The organism is Devosia sp. P3_B2, from assembly GCF_056402875.1.
In genome coordinates, this window is record NZ_JBFUGO010000005.1 from 1 (window position 1) to 17,549 (window position 17,549).

Consider the following 17,549-nt stretch of genomic DNA (forward strand, 5'->3'; position numbering starts at 1 on the left):
CTCCCGCCCGGCTCATGCGTGCCAGGCTTCGTCCCTTGGGCCACTCCGCATCGAGCGACCCTCGCGTGATAGCGGCTTGACCGGCGAACCGGTCCTTGCCGTGATGGTTTCCGCCTGAACTGCAGCGACCCGCAGCCCACCCGGTCTCCMCCGCACCAACCACTCGTCATGATCTCGCTTCGGTGCAGCGGATGGGTGGGAGAATCGCATGGGTGGGGAGTGGGGGGGATAGATCGGCGCAAGATTCTCGCAACGCCTTGCCCGGCCTCGTGATTGTGGCTCCGCTCACCCTCATCCATCCTCCCCCGTCAGAGGGGGAGGTGCCGGGCGGTGGTTGTGGCAAGATCGAGCTCCGACCACTGCAGGGCGGATGTGTGTTCAGATGGTGCGTCACCAACCTGCGCGCTGCCTACAGGCTACCATCCACCTCCGCCGCCACCGCCTCCGCCACCACCGGAACCGCCGCCTCCACCGCCGCCGCTGGAGAAGCCAGAGCCCGATGACGAACTCGGCTGCGCCGCGACCATGGCAGCGCTCATGCCGCTGGCGACCGAGGAAACGGTGTTCGCGAAGCTGCCCGAGCCGCTCGACCAGTCGCGGCCGGAATAGAAGCCGGGCGAATAGCTGCCGCTGCGCGCGTCCGCCACCGCGTTGCGCGCTAGTTCGCCCTCGAAGTACTCCGACCATGGCTTTTCGACGCCCAGCGCGATGGCGTAGGGCAGGATGCGCTCGAACCGCTCCACCGTCATCGGTGGCTCGTTGGTCATGTTGAGGCGATTCTTCTCAGCGGTGTTCATGTACATCTTGAAGCCGTCGAGCTGGTCCATGACCTTGCGGCCCTGCACCGTCGGCGCCCGCATCAGCACGGCGAACACCACGTTGATGAAGATGATCGAGGCGGCGCCGATCAGCGCCATGTCGGGGCGGAACTCGCCGATGCGGAAGTCGCCGAAGAAGCTGCCGGCCGCGCCGAGGACATTCCCGCCGAAGATCACTGCCCACACTGCGAAGATGATTTTCGACAGGATCGGGCTGCGCCACAGGCCCCTGAGGATGCCGGCGAGGATGCCCAGAAACAGCGCGCCGGCGCCCGCGAACACGAGGGTGATCGGGTCCAGCATGTCGAACAGCACCATGGCGAGAAGGATCGCCACCGACAGCGCCACGCCCAGCACCACGTAGCCGGTGTTGTTCTTGTAGTAGACCTGCCGGTTCTCGGTCTCGATGGCCGAGACGAACTGGCCGCGGGTCTCGTTGAGCTTCGGCCCTGTCGTGGTGTTGACCGTTACCTTGCCCTGCGAGTTGAAGTAGTTGAAGAGCAGCCGCTCGGCCGCCCCGAGATCGTCCGGCGGCTCCTTCCCGGTAGTGGTGACGGTCAGCGTCTTGCCCGGGTTGTCGATCTTTACCAGGCCCCTGACCCCGAGGTCGAAGATCGAGGCGGTGAAGGCAGTCCAGCCACCCTTCGCCCAGCCCATGCCGTCGACATATTCGGCGAGCCCCGGTGAGAAGTCCTTGGGCGGGTGGAACAGCGGGATGATCGTGCCCTTCTTGGGGTCGCGGCCGACGGCGCTCCAGGCGAGGAGGTTGTAGAGCAGCACCAGGCCGACAGCGATCACGGGCACCACGATGTCGCGGTGGTCGCTCAGCCAGAACAGCAGCGCGTCTAGTCCCTCCGGCTCGGTGAGGATGCCCTTTTGAAACGACGCCGCCACGCTGACGCCTTCGCCCGAGGCCAACGGTCGGTTTACCCGGAAGATCGCAGTGTTGTCCGAGGTGCGAGTGATGGTGACGGCTTGCTCCATCGATCCGGGCGGGCCCGTGTAGCCGACCAGCCGGTCGATCACCGCGCCCTTGGGCAGGGTGATCGAGGCGACAGCCTCCTCGATCGGGAAGTTCCAGTAATTGCCGGTGGCGTTCCAGAACAGCTCGTCATGATCGGCGAAGATGCGGCCCATCCGGGTCATGGTGTAGCGGATGGTGTATTTGTGCCGGCCGTTGCTGAGGAACACATCGGCATCACCGATACGGATGCGCTTGAAGCCGGCCCCGATGCTTTCGAGCGAGTAGGGCTCGGCCCGGCCGTCGCGAGTGACCGATTGCACGGCGAGGTTGGAGCGGAGGCGCGAGTTGTCCGGGTTGATCAGGATCAATGGGATGTCGCGATAGATGCCGCGCTTGATCTCATAGCCTTCGGCGTTCACCTCGATGGTCTCGATGACGTCGACCGAGCCATCGGCGAGGAGGGTGACGGCGGAGGCGAATGAGGTAATGGCTTCGCGGGCGGTGGCCGGAAGGGCGAGGAGGAGGGCGAAAAACAGCGCCAATAGAGCGGCCGCGAACCCGGTGGCTGTGGACCGCCACCCCTGTCTCCTCCCCCTACTGGGGAGGGAAACCCTCCGAATTGGCGGCGGCTGCCGCAACGTCGGAGCAAGCGGCTCCTTCGTCTCCCTCCCCGGCAGGGGGAGAGGACAGGGGTGGGGGTCCACAGCCACCAGCTTCTCCATTTTGAACAACCGGCGCTTAGAACTTCACCGACGGCACGGCCCGGTCGGCCTCGTTCTCCAGCTCGAAATACTCCGCCTTCTCGAACTTGAAGGCATTGGCAACGACGTTGGAGGGGAAGCTCTCGACGGCGGTGTTCAGGTTGCGCACCGAGCCGTTGTAGTACCGGCGGGCCAGCTGGATTTCGTCTTCGACGTTCTGCAGCGCGCTCTGGAATTCGAGGAAGGTGGTGTTGGCCTTGAGGTCTGGATAGGCCTCGGCGATGGCGAGCAGCTTGCCGAGAGCACCTGACAGCGCCCCCTCGAGCTGGCTGCGCTCTGCCGGGCCGGCATTGGCGCCGGCGGTGGCCGCGGCGCGGGCGTTGGTGACGGCCTCGAGCGTCTCGCGCTCATGGCCCATATAGCCCTTCACCGTCTCCATCAGGTTGGGGATCATGTCGGTGCGGCGCTTCAGCTGCACATCGATGCCCGACCAGCCCTCTTCCTTGAGCTGCCGCTTCGACACCAGGTCGTTGTAGATGAAGATCGCGTAGCCAACTGCGGCGACGACGATCGCCAGAATGATCAGCCCAGTCATGGAGCCCTCCCGATGTGACGCCCTGAGTGCCGCAAAGTGGCACCGGACGGTAGGGCATCGCAATTGAATTGCGCCGGCTGAATGGGAAATGAACGTGTTTTTGGAAGGAGTTCGCGGCGCGAGCTAAACTTGGGGATAAACTGGAATTCAGCAAATCAACTGAATTAACTGCAATGTAGTTATTCGTCTGGCTCTTCGGTTTCGAGCAGCGGGTCCTGATTGTGCTTCTTCTTGCGCTTGTAGCCCTTCGGATCGGGCTCCACTTTGGGCTGGAACTGCCCTTCACGCAGTGCCTTGGCGGCGACGTTGCGCGGCGCCGTCTGCTTGCGCGTCAGGGCGACGGTGATTTTCTGGTCCTTGCTGGGCATGCCGGAAGATAGCGCGCTGAGGGTCGGTTGTCAGTGGCGCTTGAAGTACTGCACTTCGCGCTCGTGCTTTTCGGCGCCTTCGCGCGTGTCGAAGGTGCCCAGGTTCCGACGCTTGCCGGTCTTGGGGTCGGTCTTCTTGGAATAGAGCCGGTATTCGCCGGACTTGAGCTTGCGGATCATCGGAGTTCTCCTTCGAAGGACAACGCCGGGGCCGAAGCGCCGTTCCTAGCGCTCGGCCAGCCGCGGCATCAGCTCGACGAAGTTGCAGGGCTTGTGCCGGTTGTCGAGCTGGGCCCGCAGGATCCCCTCCCACGCGTCGCGACAGGCGCCGCGCGAGCCGGGAAGGACGAAGACGAACGTCTCGCCGATCAGCCCGCCAGTGGCGCGAGACTGGAGGCTCGAGGTGCCGACGGTGGTCGAGGAGTACTGGTGGAACAGCACCGAGAACCCCTCCATCCGCTTCTGGAACAGCGGCTCCAGCGCCTCGGGGGTGACGTCGCGGCCCGAGAACCCCGTGCCGCCGGTGGTGATGATCGCGTCGACCGCCGGGTTCACCACCCACCCCATCACCTTGGCGCGGATCTGGTGGATGTCGTCGCGCACCACGGCGCGCTCGAAGCAGTTGTGCCCGTCGGCTTCCATCAGCGATTTCAGCAGCGCTCCACCGGTATCGGTTTCGAGCGTGCGCGTATCTGATACAGCGAGCACTGCGATCGACAGCGGGGTGAATGGCTTGCTCTGGTCGAGCTCGCTCTTGAACATCTCTCTACTCCGGCTTCGGCTTGTCCGACTTCGTCGTGTCGCCTGGAGCATCGGGCTTGGGATGCTCGGGCGCAAGCACCACCGGCTCGATCGGATCAGGCACGATGATCTCGGCTTCGCCCGCAGGTGCCGGAGGAGCGGCAGTCGGGCGCGGCGCCTGGCTTTCGTCACCGCGCGGATCGAGCGTCACTGTCCCGGGCGACACGCCTTTCTCGGCGCTCATGGCACGGAATCGGACTCGTCCCGTCGCGTCGCGCACTGGCCGCACCTTCATCCTGAGGAACGCCGTGACGGCAAGCGCTCCGTGGAACGTGGCGGTGACGATGAACAGTCCCACCGGCGCGATCGTGTTCATCACCCAGCTGGCGATGATCGGACCGATGGCGAGGCCGATGCCGAGGATCAGCAGCATGCCGCCGGCGACGCGGCCGAACTCGCCTTCCTTGGCGAAGTCGTTCGCGTGCGCCACGGCGATGGCATAGAGCGGGTAGGCGCCGAATCCGTACATCCCGAACAGGATGAACATCAGCACCCCGCTGCTGGGGTTGATCAGCACGGTGAGCAGCCCGACGACAGCCGAGAAGCCGCTGAGACCGACGATCACCAGCCGGCGGTCGATCTTGTCGGACAGGCGCCCGAATGGCGTCTGCGCCACGGCGCCGACGACGGCGGTGACGGCGAACAGGTAGGCGATGGTCGAGGCATCGAGCTTCTGCTCGAAGCCATAGACCGGGGCGAGCGTGCCGAACGTGCCGTTGGCCATGCCGCAGGCGAAGGCCGCGATCACCGCCAGGGGCGAGGTCTTGTAGAGCAGCACCACGTCGAGCCGCGCCGACGAGATCGGCCTCGGCTGCGGCGTCGAGGTGAGCGCGGACGGCAGGAGCGCGCAGATGAAGGCGATGGCGCCGACCACGAACGGGATGTGCCCGAACGTGCCGGTGACCGCCATGGCGAGCTGGCCGACCGTCGAAGCTGCCATGTTGATCGTGGTGTAGACCGAGAAAATGGTGCCGCGGCTGCGGTTGTCGGCGACTTCGTTGAGCCAGCTCTCGACGATCATCGCGGCGCCCGCGAAGCAGAAGCCGGAGAAGGCGCGCAGCACGATCCAGCCGATGTCCTGAACCCAGAGCAGGTTAAGGAGAATCGTGACCGTGCCGATCGCCGCCATGATCGAGTAGGCGCGAATGTGCCCGACCCGTTTCACCAGCAGCGGCACGGTGATCGAGCCGGCGACGAACCCCACCGACCAACCGGTGCCGATGAGGCCCAGCGCGGTGAGCGAAAAGCCCTCCTCGGCGCCGCGCACCGAGAGCAAGAGGCCCTGCAGGCCGCCTCCGAACATCAGGAGTGCCGAGCCAATGAACAGGGCATAGATCTTGAGGGCGGAGGACATGGGGCTTTCTGCGGTTCTTGGTCCTGAGGCGCTTGCCCGTGGAGTCGGACCAAATTCGGGCAGGATACTCAAGCGCCGCGATTATTCTCTGCGCCAGAGCGTTAAGTCGCCGTCAAAATAGCGATGTGGGTTGGTGCTTTGGTCGCAGGGGATAACGGCTGGTGGTTGTGGCGACCGCGCGGACTAGCCGGCAGCGGCCCGCGCCGCATCCATCGCCTGCTTCAAACTCAGCATGTCCCGCCAAGCCAATGCCTTCGAGGCCGGCGTGCGCAGCAGGTAGGCCGGGTGCAGGGTGGCAAGCGCCTTCGTCTGGTGGCTGTTGATCGTCAGGTCACGCCACTGGCCGCGCATGCGGGTGATGCCGTTCTGGGTCTGGAACAGCGACTTGGTGGGGACGTTGCCGAGGGTCACCAGGAACTTCGGCGCCACCAGCTCGACCTGGCGCAGCAGGAACGGGGTGCAGAGCGCCATTTCCTCGGGGGAGGGGTCGCGGTTGCCGGGCGGGCGCCAGGGGACCATGTTGGCGATGTAGACCTTGGTGCGGTCTAGCCCGATGGCTGCCAGCATGCGGTCGAGCAGTTGCCCGGCGCGGCCGACGAAGGGCTTGCCCTGCAAATCCTCCTGCTCGCCGGGGCCCTCGCCCACCAGCATGATCTCGGCTTCGGGATTGCCGTCGGCGAACACCAGTTGGGTGGCGCGCTTCTTAAGAAGGCACCCGTCATAGGCGTTCATCACGGCGCGGAGTTCGTCGAGCGTCGTGGCGCCGGCCGCGAGAGCAGTCGTTTCGGTCGGATCCGACGTCAGCGAGATCGCGATCGGAGCCTGTGCGGGCACCGGCGTCGCGGTCTGAGCAACGTCGGCAACTGGTGCCGGGCGGGCGCGCGACGGCGCGACGGAGGCGGAGAAACGGTCCACCGGTTCCTCGCCGACGGCGAAATCGACGCCGACGGCGCGATACCAGTCGAGCGCCGCGCGGGCTTCGGCGTCATTTAGCGGTCGATTTTCGGACATTTGTTCTGTTATGTCACAGCCCGCTTTCCCCCGCCATCTTCGAATGGATGTGACCTTGGCCGACGCCGGTAACCGCGAGATCCTCGAGACCGACGTGGTCATCGTCGGCGCTGGTCCCGCCGGGCTGAGCGCGGCCATCCGGCTGAAGCAGGTGGCGCCGCACCTGTCGGTCACAGTAGTGGAAAAGTCGGCTGAACTGGGCGGACACATCATTTCCGGCGCAGTGATGAACCCGGTAGGACTCGATGCGCTGCTGCCCGGCTGGCGCGACATGGGGGCGCCGGTTGGTCCCGATGTCACGCGCGATACCTTCCACTTCCTCACCGGCACCGCCGATGTCCCGCTGCCGGGCCTGATGATCCCGCCGCAGATGAAGGTCCCCGATGCGGTGATCGTCAGCCTGGGCGATCTGGTGAAATGGCTCGGCGAGCAGGCACAGGGCCTCGGCGTCGACATCTTCCCGATGACCGCGGCAGTGGATGTGCTGACTGGCGAGGGCGGCCGGGTCGAAGGCATCATCACCGGTGATCTCGGCGTCGATCACGCCGGCAATCCCAAGGGGACCTATGCCGCGGGCATTGGGCTCAGGGCCAAATACACGCTGATCGGCGAAGGGGCCCGCGGCTCGCTGGCCAAGCATTTGATTGGCCATTTCGGCCTTGCCGACGGGCACGATCCGCAGCTCTACGGGCTCGGCATGAAGGAAGTCTGGGAGATCGCCCCCGAGCATCACGAGGCGGGGCGCGTCGATCATTATCTCGGTTTCCCGCTCGACAATGCCACTTCCGGTGGCGGGTTCGCCTACCATGCGGCGGGCAACATGCTCTATCTCGGCTTTGTCATCCACCTCGGCTACGAAGACCCGACGCTGTCACCATTCGGTGAGTTCCAGCGGTTCAAGAGCCATCCCGCGATTGCCCGAGTACTGCAGGGCGCGCGACGGCTGAGCTATGGCGCGCGTGCATTGACCTCGGGCGGGCTGCAGTCGGTTCCGGACCTCGCTTTTCCGGGCGGTGCGCTGATCGGTTGCGCCGCGGGCTTCATGAACGTGCCGGCGCTGAAGGCCATCCACAACGCCATCCGCTCGGGCATGGCCACCGCCGACCGGGTCGCCGCGGCGATCGGCGAGGGCAGGGCGCACGATATGCTCGAGGGGCTGAACGACAGCGTGTTGGCAACCGGTATCGGCACTGAACTGAAACCGGTGCGTAATGTGAAGCCGTTCTGGGGCCGCTTCGGCACGTATCTCGGCGTATTACTGGGCGGCTTCGACATGTGGTGCGAGGCGCTGTTCCGCTTCTCGCTCTTTGGCACACTGAAGCACGGTAAGGCTGACTACCAGGGGCTGAAGCCGATCTCGGCAGTGACGCCGCGGACCTATGCGCGCCCGGACGGCGTGACGACCTTTGATCGCGCCGCCTCGGTCTATCTCGCCAACCTCAGCCACGACGAAGACCAGCCGGTGCACCTCAAGCTCGCCGACCCCGATCTGCCGGTGCGGGAGAACCTGCCGCGCTATGGTGAGCCGGCGCCGCTCTACTGCCCTGCGGGGGTCTATGAAGTGACCGAGGAAGGCGGGGCGCCAGTGTTCCGCATCCACGCGGCGAACTGCGTGCACTGCAAGACTTGTGATATTAAGGACCCGGCACAGAACATTACTTGGGTGCCGCCCGAAGGCGGGTCGGGACCCAACTATTCCGGAATGTAGGCGGCCGGACGCCGTCACGTCATCGTGCCTGCCCCTTGCGGCGCAGTCGCAAAATCGCCCATGTTTCTTGGGCTAGTCAGCGCTTTCCTGCCCTCCTCGGAGTTTTCGAGCCTCGTGACCCAAAAAGCCCGTCTCGCTTCCGGCGTTCTGCTCGCCGCCATGCTCACCATCGGCGGTGCCATGGCGCTCGAATCGACCGCGTTCCCGCTGCGGGATAACAGCGTCACCGGCAGCTACCTCGCCGGCCGGCAGGCGCTTTCGGATCTGCGCACAGATGACGCAGCGCGCTATTTCCGCGCCGCCGCAGAGGGCGACTGGGACAATCCGATCATCATCGAGCGCAGCTTCATCGCCTATGCCGCGAACGGGCAGGTGTCCGACGCGGCGCGCGTTGCCAAGCACATGCTCGAGCTGAGCGCGCCGAACGACCTGGCGAGCCTCGTCCTCGGCACCGAGGCGGTCAAGCAGCGCCGCTATGGCGCCGCGGCCAAGGAACTCGAGAATGTCGGCGGCGATACCTTTGCCGGGATCACCGGCGGGCTGCTGCGCGCCTGGGCGCTGCTCGGCGACGGCAAGCCGGATGAGGCCAACAAGGTGCTCGACGAGATCGGGCAGGGCGGGCTCGAGGATTTCCTCGTCTTCCACCGCGCGCTGATGGCCGACGTCGAAGGCAAGAGCAAGGAAGCGCTGGAATACGCCGCCAAGGCCTACGAGACCGACCCGTTTGTCGCCCGTATCGTCGAGGCCTATGCGCGCATGTTGGGCAATGCCGGCCGCTTTGACGAGGCCGAGGAAGTGATCGCCAAGTTCGAGGCCCAGGGGCTCGACCATCCGCTCGTCGCTGCCGTGAAGGCCAAGCTCGACCTGAAGCAGCGCCCCGGCGTGTTTGCGGCCGACGTGCAGTCGGGCGCAGCCGAGATGTTCCATTCGGTCGGCGTGGCGCTGGCCCGCGAGGGCAGCCCCGATGTCTCGGCCGTGTTCCTGCAGCTCGGGATGTATCTCGATCCCAAGTCCGACGTGATCGACCTGGTCTATGGCCAGCTGCTCGATGGCGCGGGCCAGCATGACGCTGCCAACGCCATCTACGACAAGTTGCCGGCCGACTCGCCGATGAAGCCGATGGCCGTGGTGCGGGTGGCGGAAAACCTCAACGCCATGGGCAATCGCGACGAAGCGATCCGCAAGCTCGGCAACATCGTCGCCACCAACCCCAAGGATCTCGAGGCGCTTTCGGTGCTCGGCGACATGCAGCGCGCCGCCGAGAAATATGCCGAGGCGGCCGACACCTACACCAAGGCGCTTGCGGTTGCCGGTGGCGACGCTCCGGGCGACTGGCGCTTCTACTATGTGCGCGGCATTGCCTACGAGCGCGACAAGCGGTGGGAGAAGGCCGAGGGTGATTTCAAGCGCGCGCTCGAGCTCAACCCCGACCAGCCCCAGGTGCTGAACTATCTCGGCTACAGCTGGGTCGACCAGGGCATCAACCTGATGCCGGCGCTCGACATGATCCAGAAGGCAGTCGCGGCGGCGCCGAATGACGGCTACATCATCGACAGCCTTGGCTGGGCCTATTTCCGGCTTGGCCGCTTCGAGGACGCGGTGCAGCAGCTCGAACTCGCCGTGCAGCTCCGTTCCACCGATCCCGAGATCAACGACCACCTCGGCGATGCCTATTGGCGGGCCGGGCGCCAGCTCGAGGCTCGGTTCCAGTGGAACATCGCTGCGGCCGTCGACACCACCGGCGCGGTGAAGGAGCGGGTGGCCAAGAAGCTCGCGGGCGGTCTCGATGCCGTTAGCCCCGCGCCCGATGCAAGCCCTGTAGCGGAAGGCCAGGCCGCGCCCGCCCAGTAACATGGCGCAAGGCACCGCCGTGGCCGCCGTTTCCGAGGCGGCCCCCGCAAAGGTCAATCTCGCCCTGCATGTCACCGGCCGGCGCGCCGATGGCTACCACGAGCTCGAGAGCCTCGTGGTGTTCGTCGATGTCGCCGACGAGGTCTCGGCGCACCCCGCCAAGGCCGATCGCCTGCGCGTCACCGGTCCCTTCGCCGCAGCGGCGGGCGGAGGCGACTCCAACCTCGTGATGCGGGCAGTGAACGCGTTCCGGGCCCGCTGGCCGGAGAGCCTGCCCAACGGGCTGGATATCTCGTTGACCAAGAACCTGCCGGTCGCCGCAGGCATTGGCGGCGGTTCGGCCGACGCCGCAGCGATGCTGCGCCTGCTTGCGGGCACCGCGGAGGGCGAGTTCTCGCTCGCCGACCTGCGGGCGGTTGCACTGACGCTCGGCGCCGATGTGCCAGCCTGCCTGCTGTCGCGGCCCTGCGAAGTGCGTGGCGTCGGCGAAATTCTCCACCCGCTGCGCGGTTTTCCCGCCACTCACCTGGTGCTGGTCAATCCGCTGATCCCGGTGGTCACCGCCGACGTGTTCCGCCGGCTGGAGCAGCGCACCAACCCGCCAATGCCGGCCCTGCCGCAACCGCTCACCCGGCCGGCGCAGCTCGGCCTGTGGCTGGCCGAGACTCGCAACGACCTCGAGGCTCCGGCCGTCGCGCTGGTGCCGGCGATCGGTGACCTGCTACGGCAGATGCGGGTGCTGGATGGCTGCGCGCTGGCCCGCATGTCCGGCTCCGGCGGCACGGTGTTCGGCCTCTTCGGCTCCGCCGCGCAGGCCCATCAGGCCGCCCACGACATGCGCGCGAAATACCCGCAATACTGGGTCGCAGCGGCTCCGGTGATCAGCTGAAAACGACAACGGCCCCCGAAGGGGCCGCTGCGAAATGATGCTGATCGGTACGATCAGAAGTGGAAGTTCACGCCCGCGGTGATGCTGTGGGCGACAATGTTGCTGTCGGACTCGATATTGAAGCCCGGGCCAAACGGAATAAAGTAGTCGTAGGTCTGGCTGCCGTAGTCGCTGTAGCGGTACTCAAGCTTGGCCGACACGTTCTCAGCAACCATGGCTTCCGCGCCAACACCGACGGTCCAACCCACATGGGTGTTGGTGTCATCGGCAAAGCCGAAAATCTCCGTAGTGCTGTTGGCCACTGCGAGGCCGGCGGTACCATACAAGAGGATGGCGTCGAACGACACGCCGGCGCGAGCACGCAGCGAAGCTGTCCAGTTGATCTGGCGATCGATGAAGCCGGAGAGATCCGGGTCGCTCACGATGTCGCCGAGAGAAATGTCGCCTTCGACGCCGAGCACAAATGTATCGACCTGCCAGTTGTAGCCGCCCTGGACACCGAGCAACCAGCCATCGATGTCGTAGGTACCGAACGGGCCTGGCGGGGGCACGAGCTCCCAGTCGACCGTACCACTGACCCAGCCAACGTGACCGCCGACATACGCACCGGTCCAGTCAGCAACGGGTGCCGCCGCTTCGACGGCGACTTCGTCAACGATCAGATCAGCAGCGTTGGCGGCGCCGGCCGCGCTCAACAGCAGCACGCTGGCGAATGCAATTTTAGTCTTCGTCCACATAGAAAATCTCCCAAATCAATGGACCACTCGATAGGGGGTCGATTGTTGGGAGTCTAATTAATTGTGGCGGGATGCGGAAAGAACTGTGGCCAAATGTTGCGCGCTTGCCACAAAGCCGCCGCGGCAGAGGAAAACGCCGCGGCCGTATAAGTGTTAATACGCCCGCGCAACAGTAAATTCGGCGATCTCGCCCAGCAGCGCTTTCATCTCGCTGGGGGGCAACTGCTTCAACGACTCACGGGCCCGGCGGGCGTGAGTGCTGGCTTGCTCGATGGTGCGGCCAAGGGTGTCGTAACGATTGAAGATCGCGACGACTTGCTTGAGCTGGGTTTCCCCGGCGTCCACGACGCCCAGTGCCGCGACCAGCACGTCGCGCTCAGCCGGTGTCGCCGTTTGCAGCGCCAGAATAACCGGCAGGGTCATCTTGCCTTCGCGCAAATCGTCGCCGGTGTTCTTGCCCAGGGTGCCGCTTTCGCCGCGATAGTCGAGCACGTCGTCGACCAGTTGGAACGCGAAGCCCAGTTCGCGGCCATAGTTGCGGAGCGCCTCGCGACCGGCCGCGTCGGCGCCGCCGGCCATCGCACCCACTTCCGTCGCCGCCTCGAACAGGGTGGCTGTCTTCGCGCCGATCACCTCGTCATAGTCGGCGGCGCTGGTGCTGAGATCGCGCGTCTTGGCCAGCTGCAGCACTTCGCCCTCGGCGATGATCGTCGCGGCCTGCGAGATCACCCTCAGCGCTTCGACATTGCCGGTGTCGACCATCATCATGAAGGCTTGGCCGAGCAGGAAATCGCCCACCAGGACGCTCGCCTGATTACCCCATTTCATCCGCGCTGCCGCACGGCCGCGCCGCATCTCGCTCTCGTCGACCACATCGTCGTGCAGCAGGGTGGCGTTGTGCATGAACTCGACGGCGGCGGCGAAATTCACTTCGCTGCCATTGGCACGCCCGAACAGCATCGAAGCCGCGACCGTCAGCATTGGCCTGAGCCGCTTGCCGCCCGCATCGATGAGATACCGCGCCACTTCCGGCACCAGCTGGACATGCGAGCTGGCCTTTTCGAGGATCATCGCATTGACGAGATCCATGCCGGTCCGGGTGGCGTCGACCAGCCGGTCAAGCGCGCCGGCGTTCGTCGTCGCCTCGTTTGCCGCTGCCGCCGATAGAGCCATGAAATCCCCGGTTTGAGCTACGCATCCGGCACCCTATAGTCGGGCGCATGCGAACTGTCGCGATGGTGCGATGTCCCTAGACGAAGCTACCGATCTTGTAAAACAACAAACGCTGACGCGCGACGCCTTTTTGGGTGGCCGCCTCACCGTGTCGCAGCCTGAGCGGGGCTTTCGCGCCGGGCTGGACTCCGTGCTGCTCGGTGCGTCGGTGGGCGCCGGCTCGCGCAGCCTGCTTGATCTCGGCGCCGGCGCCGGCACCGCGGCGCTGGTCGCCATGGCCGAGCTCGTGGACCTCACGGGGACGCTAGTCGAGGGTGATCCGGCAATGGCGGCGCTTGCGACGCTGAACCTCGGCACCAACGGCATGGCCCAGCGCAGCAAGGTGCTGCAGCTCGATTTGACGGCGCTGGGCCGGGTTCGTGCCGCTGCGGGGCTGGCCAGTGATCATTTCACCACCGTCATCGCCAACCCGCCCTTCTTCGATCCAGGCCGGGGCTCGGCGCCGTCCACTCAGCGCGCCGACGCACGGCACATGGACGACGACGTTCTCGATCGCTGGGTGAAGACCGCTGCCACCCATGCCGCGCCGGGAGGCGAGGTGATCTTCATTCATGTCGCAGAGGCATTGCCGCTGCTGCTGACCGCCTTCACCCGGCGCTTCGGCGCCGTCAGCGTGCTGCCGCTGCTGCCACGCGAGGGCGAGCCGGCCAGCCGGGTGCTGGTGCGCGGCATCAAGGGCTCCCGTGCGCCGTTCACGCTGATGGCGGCTCGCGCCTTGCACGAACCCACGGGCCGAGCCTTCCGCCCCGAGTTCGACGCGATCTTCCGCGGGACCGGGCGGCTCATCTGGTAATCTCGCGCCGAGGCACATACATCTGCCCGGTCGAAAACGAGGGTATCGCATGGGTCTCCGGTCCTGGATGAAGCGCAAGATGGGGCAGGGCGGTCCGGTGGTGCCGGTGGTCCGCCTGCACGGCGTCATCGCTGCCGACCAGCGGCCCGGCCGGCTGAACATCGAGACTGTGGCGCCGCTGCTGAAGCGCGCCTTCGCGGTGAAATCCGCTCCGGCGGTCGCCATCGTCATCAATTCTCCCGGCGGCTCGGCGGTGCAATCGCGGCTGATCTCGAAGCGCATCCGTGATCTTGCCGATCAGCACGAAAAGCCTGTGCTGGTATTCGTCGAGGACGCCGCGGCTTCGGGCGGCTACTTCATTGCCACTGCCGGTGATGAGATCATCGCCGATCCCTCGTCCATCGTGGGCTCTGTCGGCGTGATCTTCGCCGGCTTCGGCTTTGTCGAGACGCTGAAGAAGGTTGGTGTTGATCGCCGGGTGCATACCTCGGGCCGCAACAAGTCGACGCTCGATCCTTTCCTTCCCGAGAAGCCGGAGGACGTGGAGCGCATCAAGCAGATGGAGACCGACATCCATCAGGTGTTCATCGACTGGGTGAAGATGCGTCGTGGCGACCGGCTGAAGGCATCGGATGACCTGCTGTTCACCGGCGAGTTCTGGAGCGGCATCCGCGGGCTGGAACTGGGCCTGGTCGATGGCCTCGGCGACCTGCATGAGGTGCTGCAGACGCGCTACGGCGACAAGGTCGAGTTGCTGCCGATCGGGCCCAAGCGCAGGCTCTTCAGTCTCCCGGGCTTCGGCTTGGCGGCGCTGGCCGGCGACGTTGCCGCCAACATTGAGGACCGCTCCGTGTGGGCGCGGCTGGGGCTCTAGCCATGACCGGCACCCTTCTCCGCGTCCTTATCTTCGTGGCGATTATCCTCGCCATCCTCTGGGGTGTGCGGAAGATCTGGCGCGACTGGACCGGACAGTTCAAGGAAATCGACAAGGCGAAACACGAGCGTGACCTGCAGGAGCGCAAGCGCCCCGACGTCATCACGCTGAAGCGCGACAAGGACGGCAAGTTCCGCCCGCCCGAGGATGACGGGCGCTAGATTCCCGAAGACAGGACGATGGCCCCCGGCTAGCCTTCCGGCAAACTGGAGTCGGGAAATGGTCGACAGTTTGCTGCGCAGCCGGCGGGCGGGACACCACGCCGAGGTGACATCGGTCGAGTTGTTCTTCGACCTCGTTTTCGTCATCGCGGTCACCCAGATATCGCACGCACTGCTCGAAGACCTCACCTGGAGCGGCGCCCTCAGGGCAGGAATGCTGCTTCTCACCATCTGGTGGGCCTGGATCGACACTGCGTGGATCACCAACTGGCTCGACCCGCAAAAGCCGCTTGTGCGGCTGCTACTGTTCATCCTCATGGGTGTGGGGCTCGTGATCTCGAGCGCGCTGCCCGAGGCCTTTGGCGAGCGCGGGCTTGCCTTCGCGTTGGCCTTCGTGGTGTTCCAGCTCGGCCGCACGGCCTTCATGCTCTGGGCGGTCCGACGGGATGCGTCGCTGAGGCAGAACTTCGTGCGCATTGCCATTTGGTATGGCGCTTCGGCGGTATTCTGGCTCGCCGGCGGTTTCGCCGAGGGCGATCTGCGCCTCTACCTGTGGCTCATCGCCGTGCTGCTCGACGCGATGTCGCCTATCGTGAACTTCTGGGTGCCGGGGCTGGGTCACTCCGACACGCATGAGTGGACGATCGATGGCGGCCTGATGGCCGAGCGCAGCGGGCTGTTCGTGATGATCGCGCTGGGCGAGTCGGTGCTGGTGACCGGTACGGCCTTCACCGAACTCGAGTGGACGCCGGCGCTGATCCTGGCGATGACCGTGTCGCTGCTGCAGTCGATCGCCATGTGGTGGATTTACTTCGGCCAGCATGCCGGAGCCGCAGCGGCGGCCATAGGGCGCTCGGACGATCCCGGTGGCATCGCCCGCTTTGCTTACACCTATGTCCCCATTCTGCTGATCGCCGGCATCGTCGTTTCGGCAGTCGGGGACGAAATGGTGCTGGCCCATCCGGATGGGCACCTCGATACATCCGCGATACTGGTGCTGATCGGTGGACCGGCACTGTTCCTCGTCGGCGCCGTCTTGTTCAAGCTGGCCGTGTTCAAGTACTGGTCGATCCCGCGCCTCATCGGTCTGGGCCTGATGCTCGCGCTCTATCCGCTGGCCGGCGGGTTGTCGCCGCTGCTGCTGTCTACCGCCGCCACTTGCATCATGATTGCGCTTGCGGCCTGGGAAGTCGTCGATATCGCGAGGCACCCGGAGCGGTTTCCAGCCATGCAGCACCATGGCGAATGAACAGCGGAATTGACCCGGTGCCTTGGCCCCACTAGGTTCCGCGCGCAATTCCAGAGCCGGACCGCCCGCCGATGACCTCCCTACCCGCCCACATGGACCCCAGGAACTCGTTCCAGGGGCTGATCCTGACGCTGCAGCGCTTCTGGGCGGAGCAGGGTTGCGTGATCCTGCAGCCTTACGACATGCAGATGGGCGCCGGTACTTTCCACACCGCGACGACGCTGCGCGCGCTTGGCCCGAAGCCCTGGAAGGCGGCCTATGTGCAGCCCTCGCGCCGGCCCAAGGACGGCCGCTACGGCGAGAACCCGAACCGGCTGCAGCATTACTACCAGTTCCAGGTGATCCTGAAGCCGTCGCCCGACAACATCCAGGAACTCTACTTGCAGTCGCTGGCCGAGATCGGTCTCGATTCGAGCCTGCATGACATTCGCTTCGTCGAGGATGACTGGGAGAGCCCGACGCTGGGCGCCTGGGGGCTCGGCTGGGAATGCTGGTGCGACGGCATGGAAGTGAGCCAGTTCACCTATTTCCAGCAGGTCGCCGGCTTTGAGACGAAGCCCGTGCCGGGCGAGATCACCTATGGGCTCGAGCGCCTGGCCTGTTATCTGCAGAACGTCGATTCCATCATGGAACTCAACTTCAACGGCGGCAGCGGCGAGGACAAGGTCACCTATGCCGACGTGTTCCTGCAGAACGAGCAGGAGTTCTCGAAGTACAATTTCGAGGCCGCCGACGTCGACATGCTGTTCCGGCACTTCAAGGATGCCGAGGACGAGTGCAAGGCGCTGCTGAAGAAGGGCGCGGTCGGCAATCGCCAGACCCTCGCCGTGCCGGCCTATGAGCAGGTCATCAAGGCCAGCCATAACTTCAACCTGCTCGACGCCCGCGGCGCCATTTCGGTCACCGAGCGCCAGAGCTACATCCTCAGGATCCGCGATCTCGCCAAGGCCTGCGGTGAGGCTTGGCTGCAGACAGCGGGCGGCGGGGCCGCCGACTGACGGCCTGCGGCAGCCTTAGCTGCACGTCACCTCTAGGCCATCCGAGCCGGTGAACCGGAACTTCGTCTTGCCCGTGTCGTCGGTGCCGAACACGCCGACGAGTTGCATGTCCTTGAGCGGTCCCGACAGCGGGTTCACGTCGTTGCCGGCCGATGCCACCTGCCCACTCGCGCTGTTGCCGTCGACGTTCTTGAACGAATAGTCGCCCGCCACGAACACCGTGAGTTCACCGAGATTGGCGCCATTCTCGCTGACACAGGCGTAGACGCCGGGCGGTGGGAACTGCGCCAGCGCGGGGGTGGCGAGCAGGGCTAGGGCGGCAGCGAGGTGGAGCGGGCGCATGATGGGAGTATGCGACCGCCAGGCAGCGGAGGCAACGCGCAG

General features: G+C 65.5%; 18 protein-coding genes. 8 read left to right on the forward strand and 10 right to left on the reverse strand.

Annotated features, from left to right (window positions below):
• Positions 1–416 precede the first annotated feature (416 nt).
• From AC1DV8_RS08720 to AC1DV8_RS08750, 7 genes are all read right to left on the reverse strand, one after another.
• Entirely contained in the window at positions 417–2,324 is a 1,908-nt protein-coding gene (locus AC1DV8_RS08720; protein WP_477157175.1) for a DUF2207 domain-containing protein, read from the reverse strand.
• A gap of 196 nt (positions 2,325–2,520) precedes the next feature.
• Positions 2,521–3,078, reverse strand: a complete 558-nt coding sequence (locus tag AC1DV8_RS08725) for a LemA family protein (protein ID WP_477150071.1) — start codon at positions 3,076–3,078, stop codon at positions 2,521–2,523.
• A 179-nt stretch (positions 3,079–3,257) separates the two neighbouring features.
• A complete protein-coding gene (locus tag AC1DV8_RS08730; protein WP_477157176.1) occupies positions 3,258–3,446 on the reverse strand; it encodes a DUF7230 family protein in 189 nt (62 codons plus the stop codon).
• 30 nt (positions 3,447–3,476) lie between these two features.
• A complete protein-coding gene (locus AC1DV8_RS08735) occupies positions 3,477–3,626 on the reverse strand; it encodes a hypothetical protein (protein WP_477157177.1) in 150 nt (49 codons plus the stop codon).
• A 45-nt stretch (positions 3,627–3,671) separates the two neighbouring features.
• A complete protein-coding gene (gene moaB / locus AC1DV8_RS08740; RefSeq protein ID WP_477157178.1) occupies positions 3,672–4,208 on the reverse strand; it encodes a molybdenum cofactor biosynthesis protein B in 537 nt (178 codons plus the stop codon).
• Positions 4,209–4,212: 4 nt separating this feature from the next.
• Complete coding sequence (locus tag AC1DV8_RS08745; protein ID WP_477157179.1) at positions 4,213–5,601, reverse strand: MFS transporter; 1,389 nt, start codon at positions 5,599–5,601, stop codon at positions 4,213–4,215.
• 183 nt (positions 5,602–5,784) lie between these two features.
• Positions 5,785–6,612, reverse strand: coding sequence for a uracil-DNA glycosylase (locus tag AC1DV8_RS08750; protein WP_477157180.1), 828 nt, complete (start codon positions 6,610–6,612; stop codon positions 5,785–5,787).
• 49 nt (positions 6,613–6,661) lie between these two features.
• Here AC1DV8_RS08750 and AC1DV8_RS08755 point away from each other — a divergent pair, with 49 nt between their 5' ends.
• The 3 genes from AC1DV8_RS08755 (at position 6,662) to AC1DV8_RS08765 (ending at position 11,060) form a co-directional block, all read left to right on the forward strand.
• Complete coding sequence (locus AC1DV8_RS08755; protein WP_477157375.1) at positions 6,662–8,320, forward strand: electron transfer flavoprotein-ubiquinone oxidoreductase; 1,659 nt, start codon at positions 6,662–6,664, stop codon at positions 8,318–8,320.
• 114 nt (positions 8,321–8,434) lie between these two features.
• Positions 8,435–10,171 (forward strand): tetratricopeptide repeat protein, encoded by a 1,737-nt coding sequence (locus AC1DV8_RS08760; RefSeq protein WP_477150078.1) that lies wholly within the window; start codon positions 8,435–8,437, stop codon positions 10,169–10,171.
• 19 nt (positions 10,172–10,190) lie between these two features.
• Positions 10,191–11,060 (forward strand): 4-(cytidine 5'-diphospho)-2-C-methyl-D-erythritol kinase, encoded by an 870-nt coding sequence (locus AC1DV8_RS08765; protein ID WP_477157181.1) that lies wholly within the window; start codon positions 10,191–10,193, stop codon positions 11,058–11,060.
• A gap of 53 nt (positions 11,061–11,113) precedes the next feature.
• Here the strand turns inward: AC1DV8_RS08765 and AC1DV8_RS08770 are convergent, their stop codons facing one another.
• Together AC1DV8_RS08770 and AC1DV8_RS08775 are read right to left on the reverse strand one after the other, a co-directional pair.
• Positions 11,114–11,797, reverse strand: a complete 684-nt coding sequence (locus AC1DV8_RS08770; protein WP_477157182.1) for an outer membrane protein — start codon at positions 11,795–11,797, stop codon at positions 11,114–11,116.
• A 153-nt stretch (positions 11,798–11,950) separates the two neighbouring features.
• The gene (locus AC1DV8_RS08775; RefSeq protein WP_477157183.1) at positions 11,951–12,970 is read right to left on the reverse strand and encodes a polyprenyl synthetase family protein; all 1,020 of its coding nucleotides are present in this window, start codon (positions 12,968–12,970) and stop codon (positions 11,951–11,953) included.
• A gap of 70 nt (positions 12,971–13,040) precedes the next feature.
• Here AC1DV8_RS08775 and AC1DV8_RS08780 point away from each other — a divergent pair, with 70 nt between their 5' ends.
• The 5 genes from AC1DV8_RS08780 to AC1DV8_RS08800 all read left to right on the forward strand — a co-directional run bounded on the left by AC1DV8_RS08780 (position 13,041) and on the right by AC1DV8_RS08800 (position 17,165).
• Positions 13,041–13,823 carry a tRNA1(Val) (adenine(37)-N6)-methyltransferase gene (locus tag AC1DV8_RS08780; protein ID WP_477157184.1) on the forward strand — a complete coding sequence of 261 codons (783 nt, stop codon included), beginning with the start codon at positions 13,041–13,043 and terminating at the stop codon, positions 13,821–13,823.
• Positions 13,824–13,872: 49 nt separating this feature from the next.
• Positions 13,873–14,697 (forward strand): S49 family peptidase, encoded by an 825-nt coding sequence (locus tag AC1DV8_RS08785; protein ID WP_477157185.1) that lies wholly within the window; start codon positions 13,873–13,875, stop codon positions 14,695–14,697.
• Between the two features lie 2 nt (positions 14,698–14,699).
• Positions 14,700–14,918 (forward strand): hypothetical protein, encoded by a 219-nt coding sequence (locus AC1DV8_RS08790; RefSeq protein ID WP_477157186.1) that lies wholly within the window; start codon positions 14,700–14,702, stop codon positions 14,916–14,918.
• Between the two features lie 58 nt (positions 14,919–14,976).
• Positions 14,977–16,167 (forward strand): low temperature requirement protein A, encoded by a 1,191-nt coding sequence (locus tag AC1DV8_RS08795; protein WP_477157187.1) that lies wholly within the window; start codon positions 14,977–14,979, stop codon positions 16,165–16,167.
• A gap of 71 nt (positions 16,168–16,238) precedes the next feature.
• Entirely contained in the window at positions 16,239–17,165 is a 927-nt protein-coding gene (locus tag AC1DV8_RS08800; protein WP_477150086.1) for a glycine--tRNA ligase subunit alpha, read from the forward strand.
• A gap of 15 nt (positions 17,166–17,180) precedes the next feature.
• Here AC1DV8_RS08800 and AC1DV8_RS08805 read toward each other — a convergent pair whose 3' ends face one another.
• Positions 17,181–17,507: a hypothetical protein gene (locus AC1DV8_RS08805; RefSeq protein ID WP_477157188.1), complete on the reverse strand. Its 327-nt coding sequence runs from the start codon at positions 17,505–17,507 to the stop codon at positions 17,181–17,183.
• Positions 17,508–17,549: the final 42 nt, after the last annotated feature.

What these genes read in the sequence shown, in the direction of transcription:
- AC1DV8_RS08785 (WP_477157185.1), top strand. Translation starts at nt 13,873, where the DNA reads ATGGGTCTCCGGTCCTGGATGAAGCGCAAGATGGGGCAGGGCGGTCCG.
- AC1DV8_RS08770 (WP_477157182.1), bottom strand. Translation starts at nt 11,797, where the DNA reads ATGTGGACGAAGACTAAAATTGCATTCGCCAGCGTGCTGCTGTTGAGC.
- AC1DV8_RS08725 (WP_477150071.1), bottom strand. Translation starts at nt 3,078, where the DNA reads ATGACTGGGCTGATCATTCTGGCGATCGTCGTCGCCGCAGTTGGCTAC.
- AC1DV8_RS08735 (WP_477157177.1), bottom strand. Translation starts at nt 3,626, where the DNA reads ATGATCCGCAAGCTCAAGTCCGGCGAATACCGGCTCTATTCCAAGAAG.
- AC1DV8_RS08800 (WP_477150086.1), top strand. Translation starts at nt 16,239, where the DNA reads ATGACCTCCCTACCCGCCCACATGGACCCCAGGAACTCGTTCCAGGGG.
- AC1DV8_RS08805 (WP_477157188.1), bottom strand. Translation starts at nt 17,507, where the DNA reads ATGCGCCCGCTCCACCTCGCTGCCGCCCTAGCCCTGCTCGCCACCCCC.
- AC1DV8_RS08730 (WP_477157176.1), bottom strand. Translation starts at nt 3,446, where the DNA reads ATGCCCAGCAAGGACCAGAAAATCACCGTCGCCCTGACGCGCAAGCAG.
- AC1DV8_RS08780 (WP_477157184.1), top strand. Translation starts at nt 13,041, where the DNA reads ATGTCCCTAGACGAAGCTACCGATCTTGTAAAACAACAAACGCTGACG.
- AC1DV8_RS08775 (WP_477157183.1), bottom strand. Translation starts at nt 12,970, where the DNA reads ATGGCTCTATCGGCGGCAGCGGCAAACGAGGCGACGACGAACGCCGGC.
- moaB (WP_477157178.1), bottom strand. Translation starts at nt 4,208, where the DNA reads ATGTTCAAGAGCGAGCTCGACCAGAGCAAGCCATTCACCCCGCTGTCG.
- AC1DV8_RS08790 (WP_477157186.1), top strand. Translation starts at nt 14,700, where the DNA reads ATGACCGGCACCCTTCTCCGCGTCCTTATCTTCGTGGCGATTATCCTC.
- AC1DV8_RS08795 (WP_477157187.1), top strand. Translation starts at nt 14,977, where the DNA reads ATGGTCGACAGTTTGCTGCGCAGCCGGCGGGCGGGACACCACGCCGAG.
- AC1DV8_RS08745 (WP_477157179.1), bottom strand. Translation starts at nt 5,601, where the DNA reads ATGTCCTCCGCCCTCAAGATCTATGCCCTGTTCATTGGCTCGGCACTC.
- AC1DV8_RS08750 (WP_477157180.1), bottom strand. Translation starts at nt 6,612, where the DNA reads ATGTCCGAAAATCGACCGCTAAATGACGCCGAAGCCCGCGCGGCGCTC.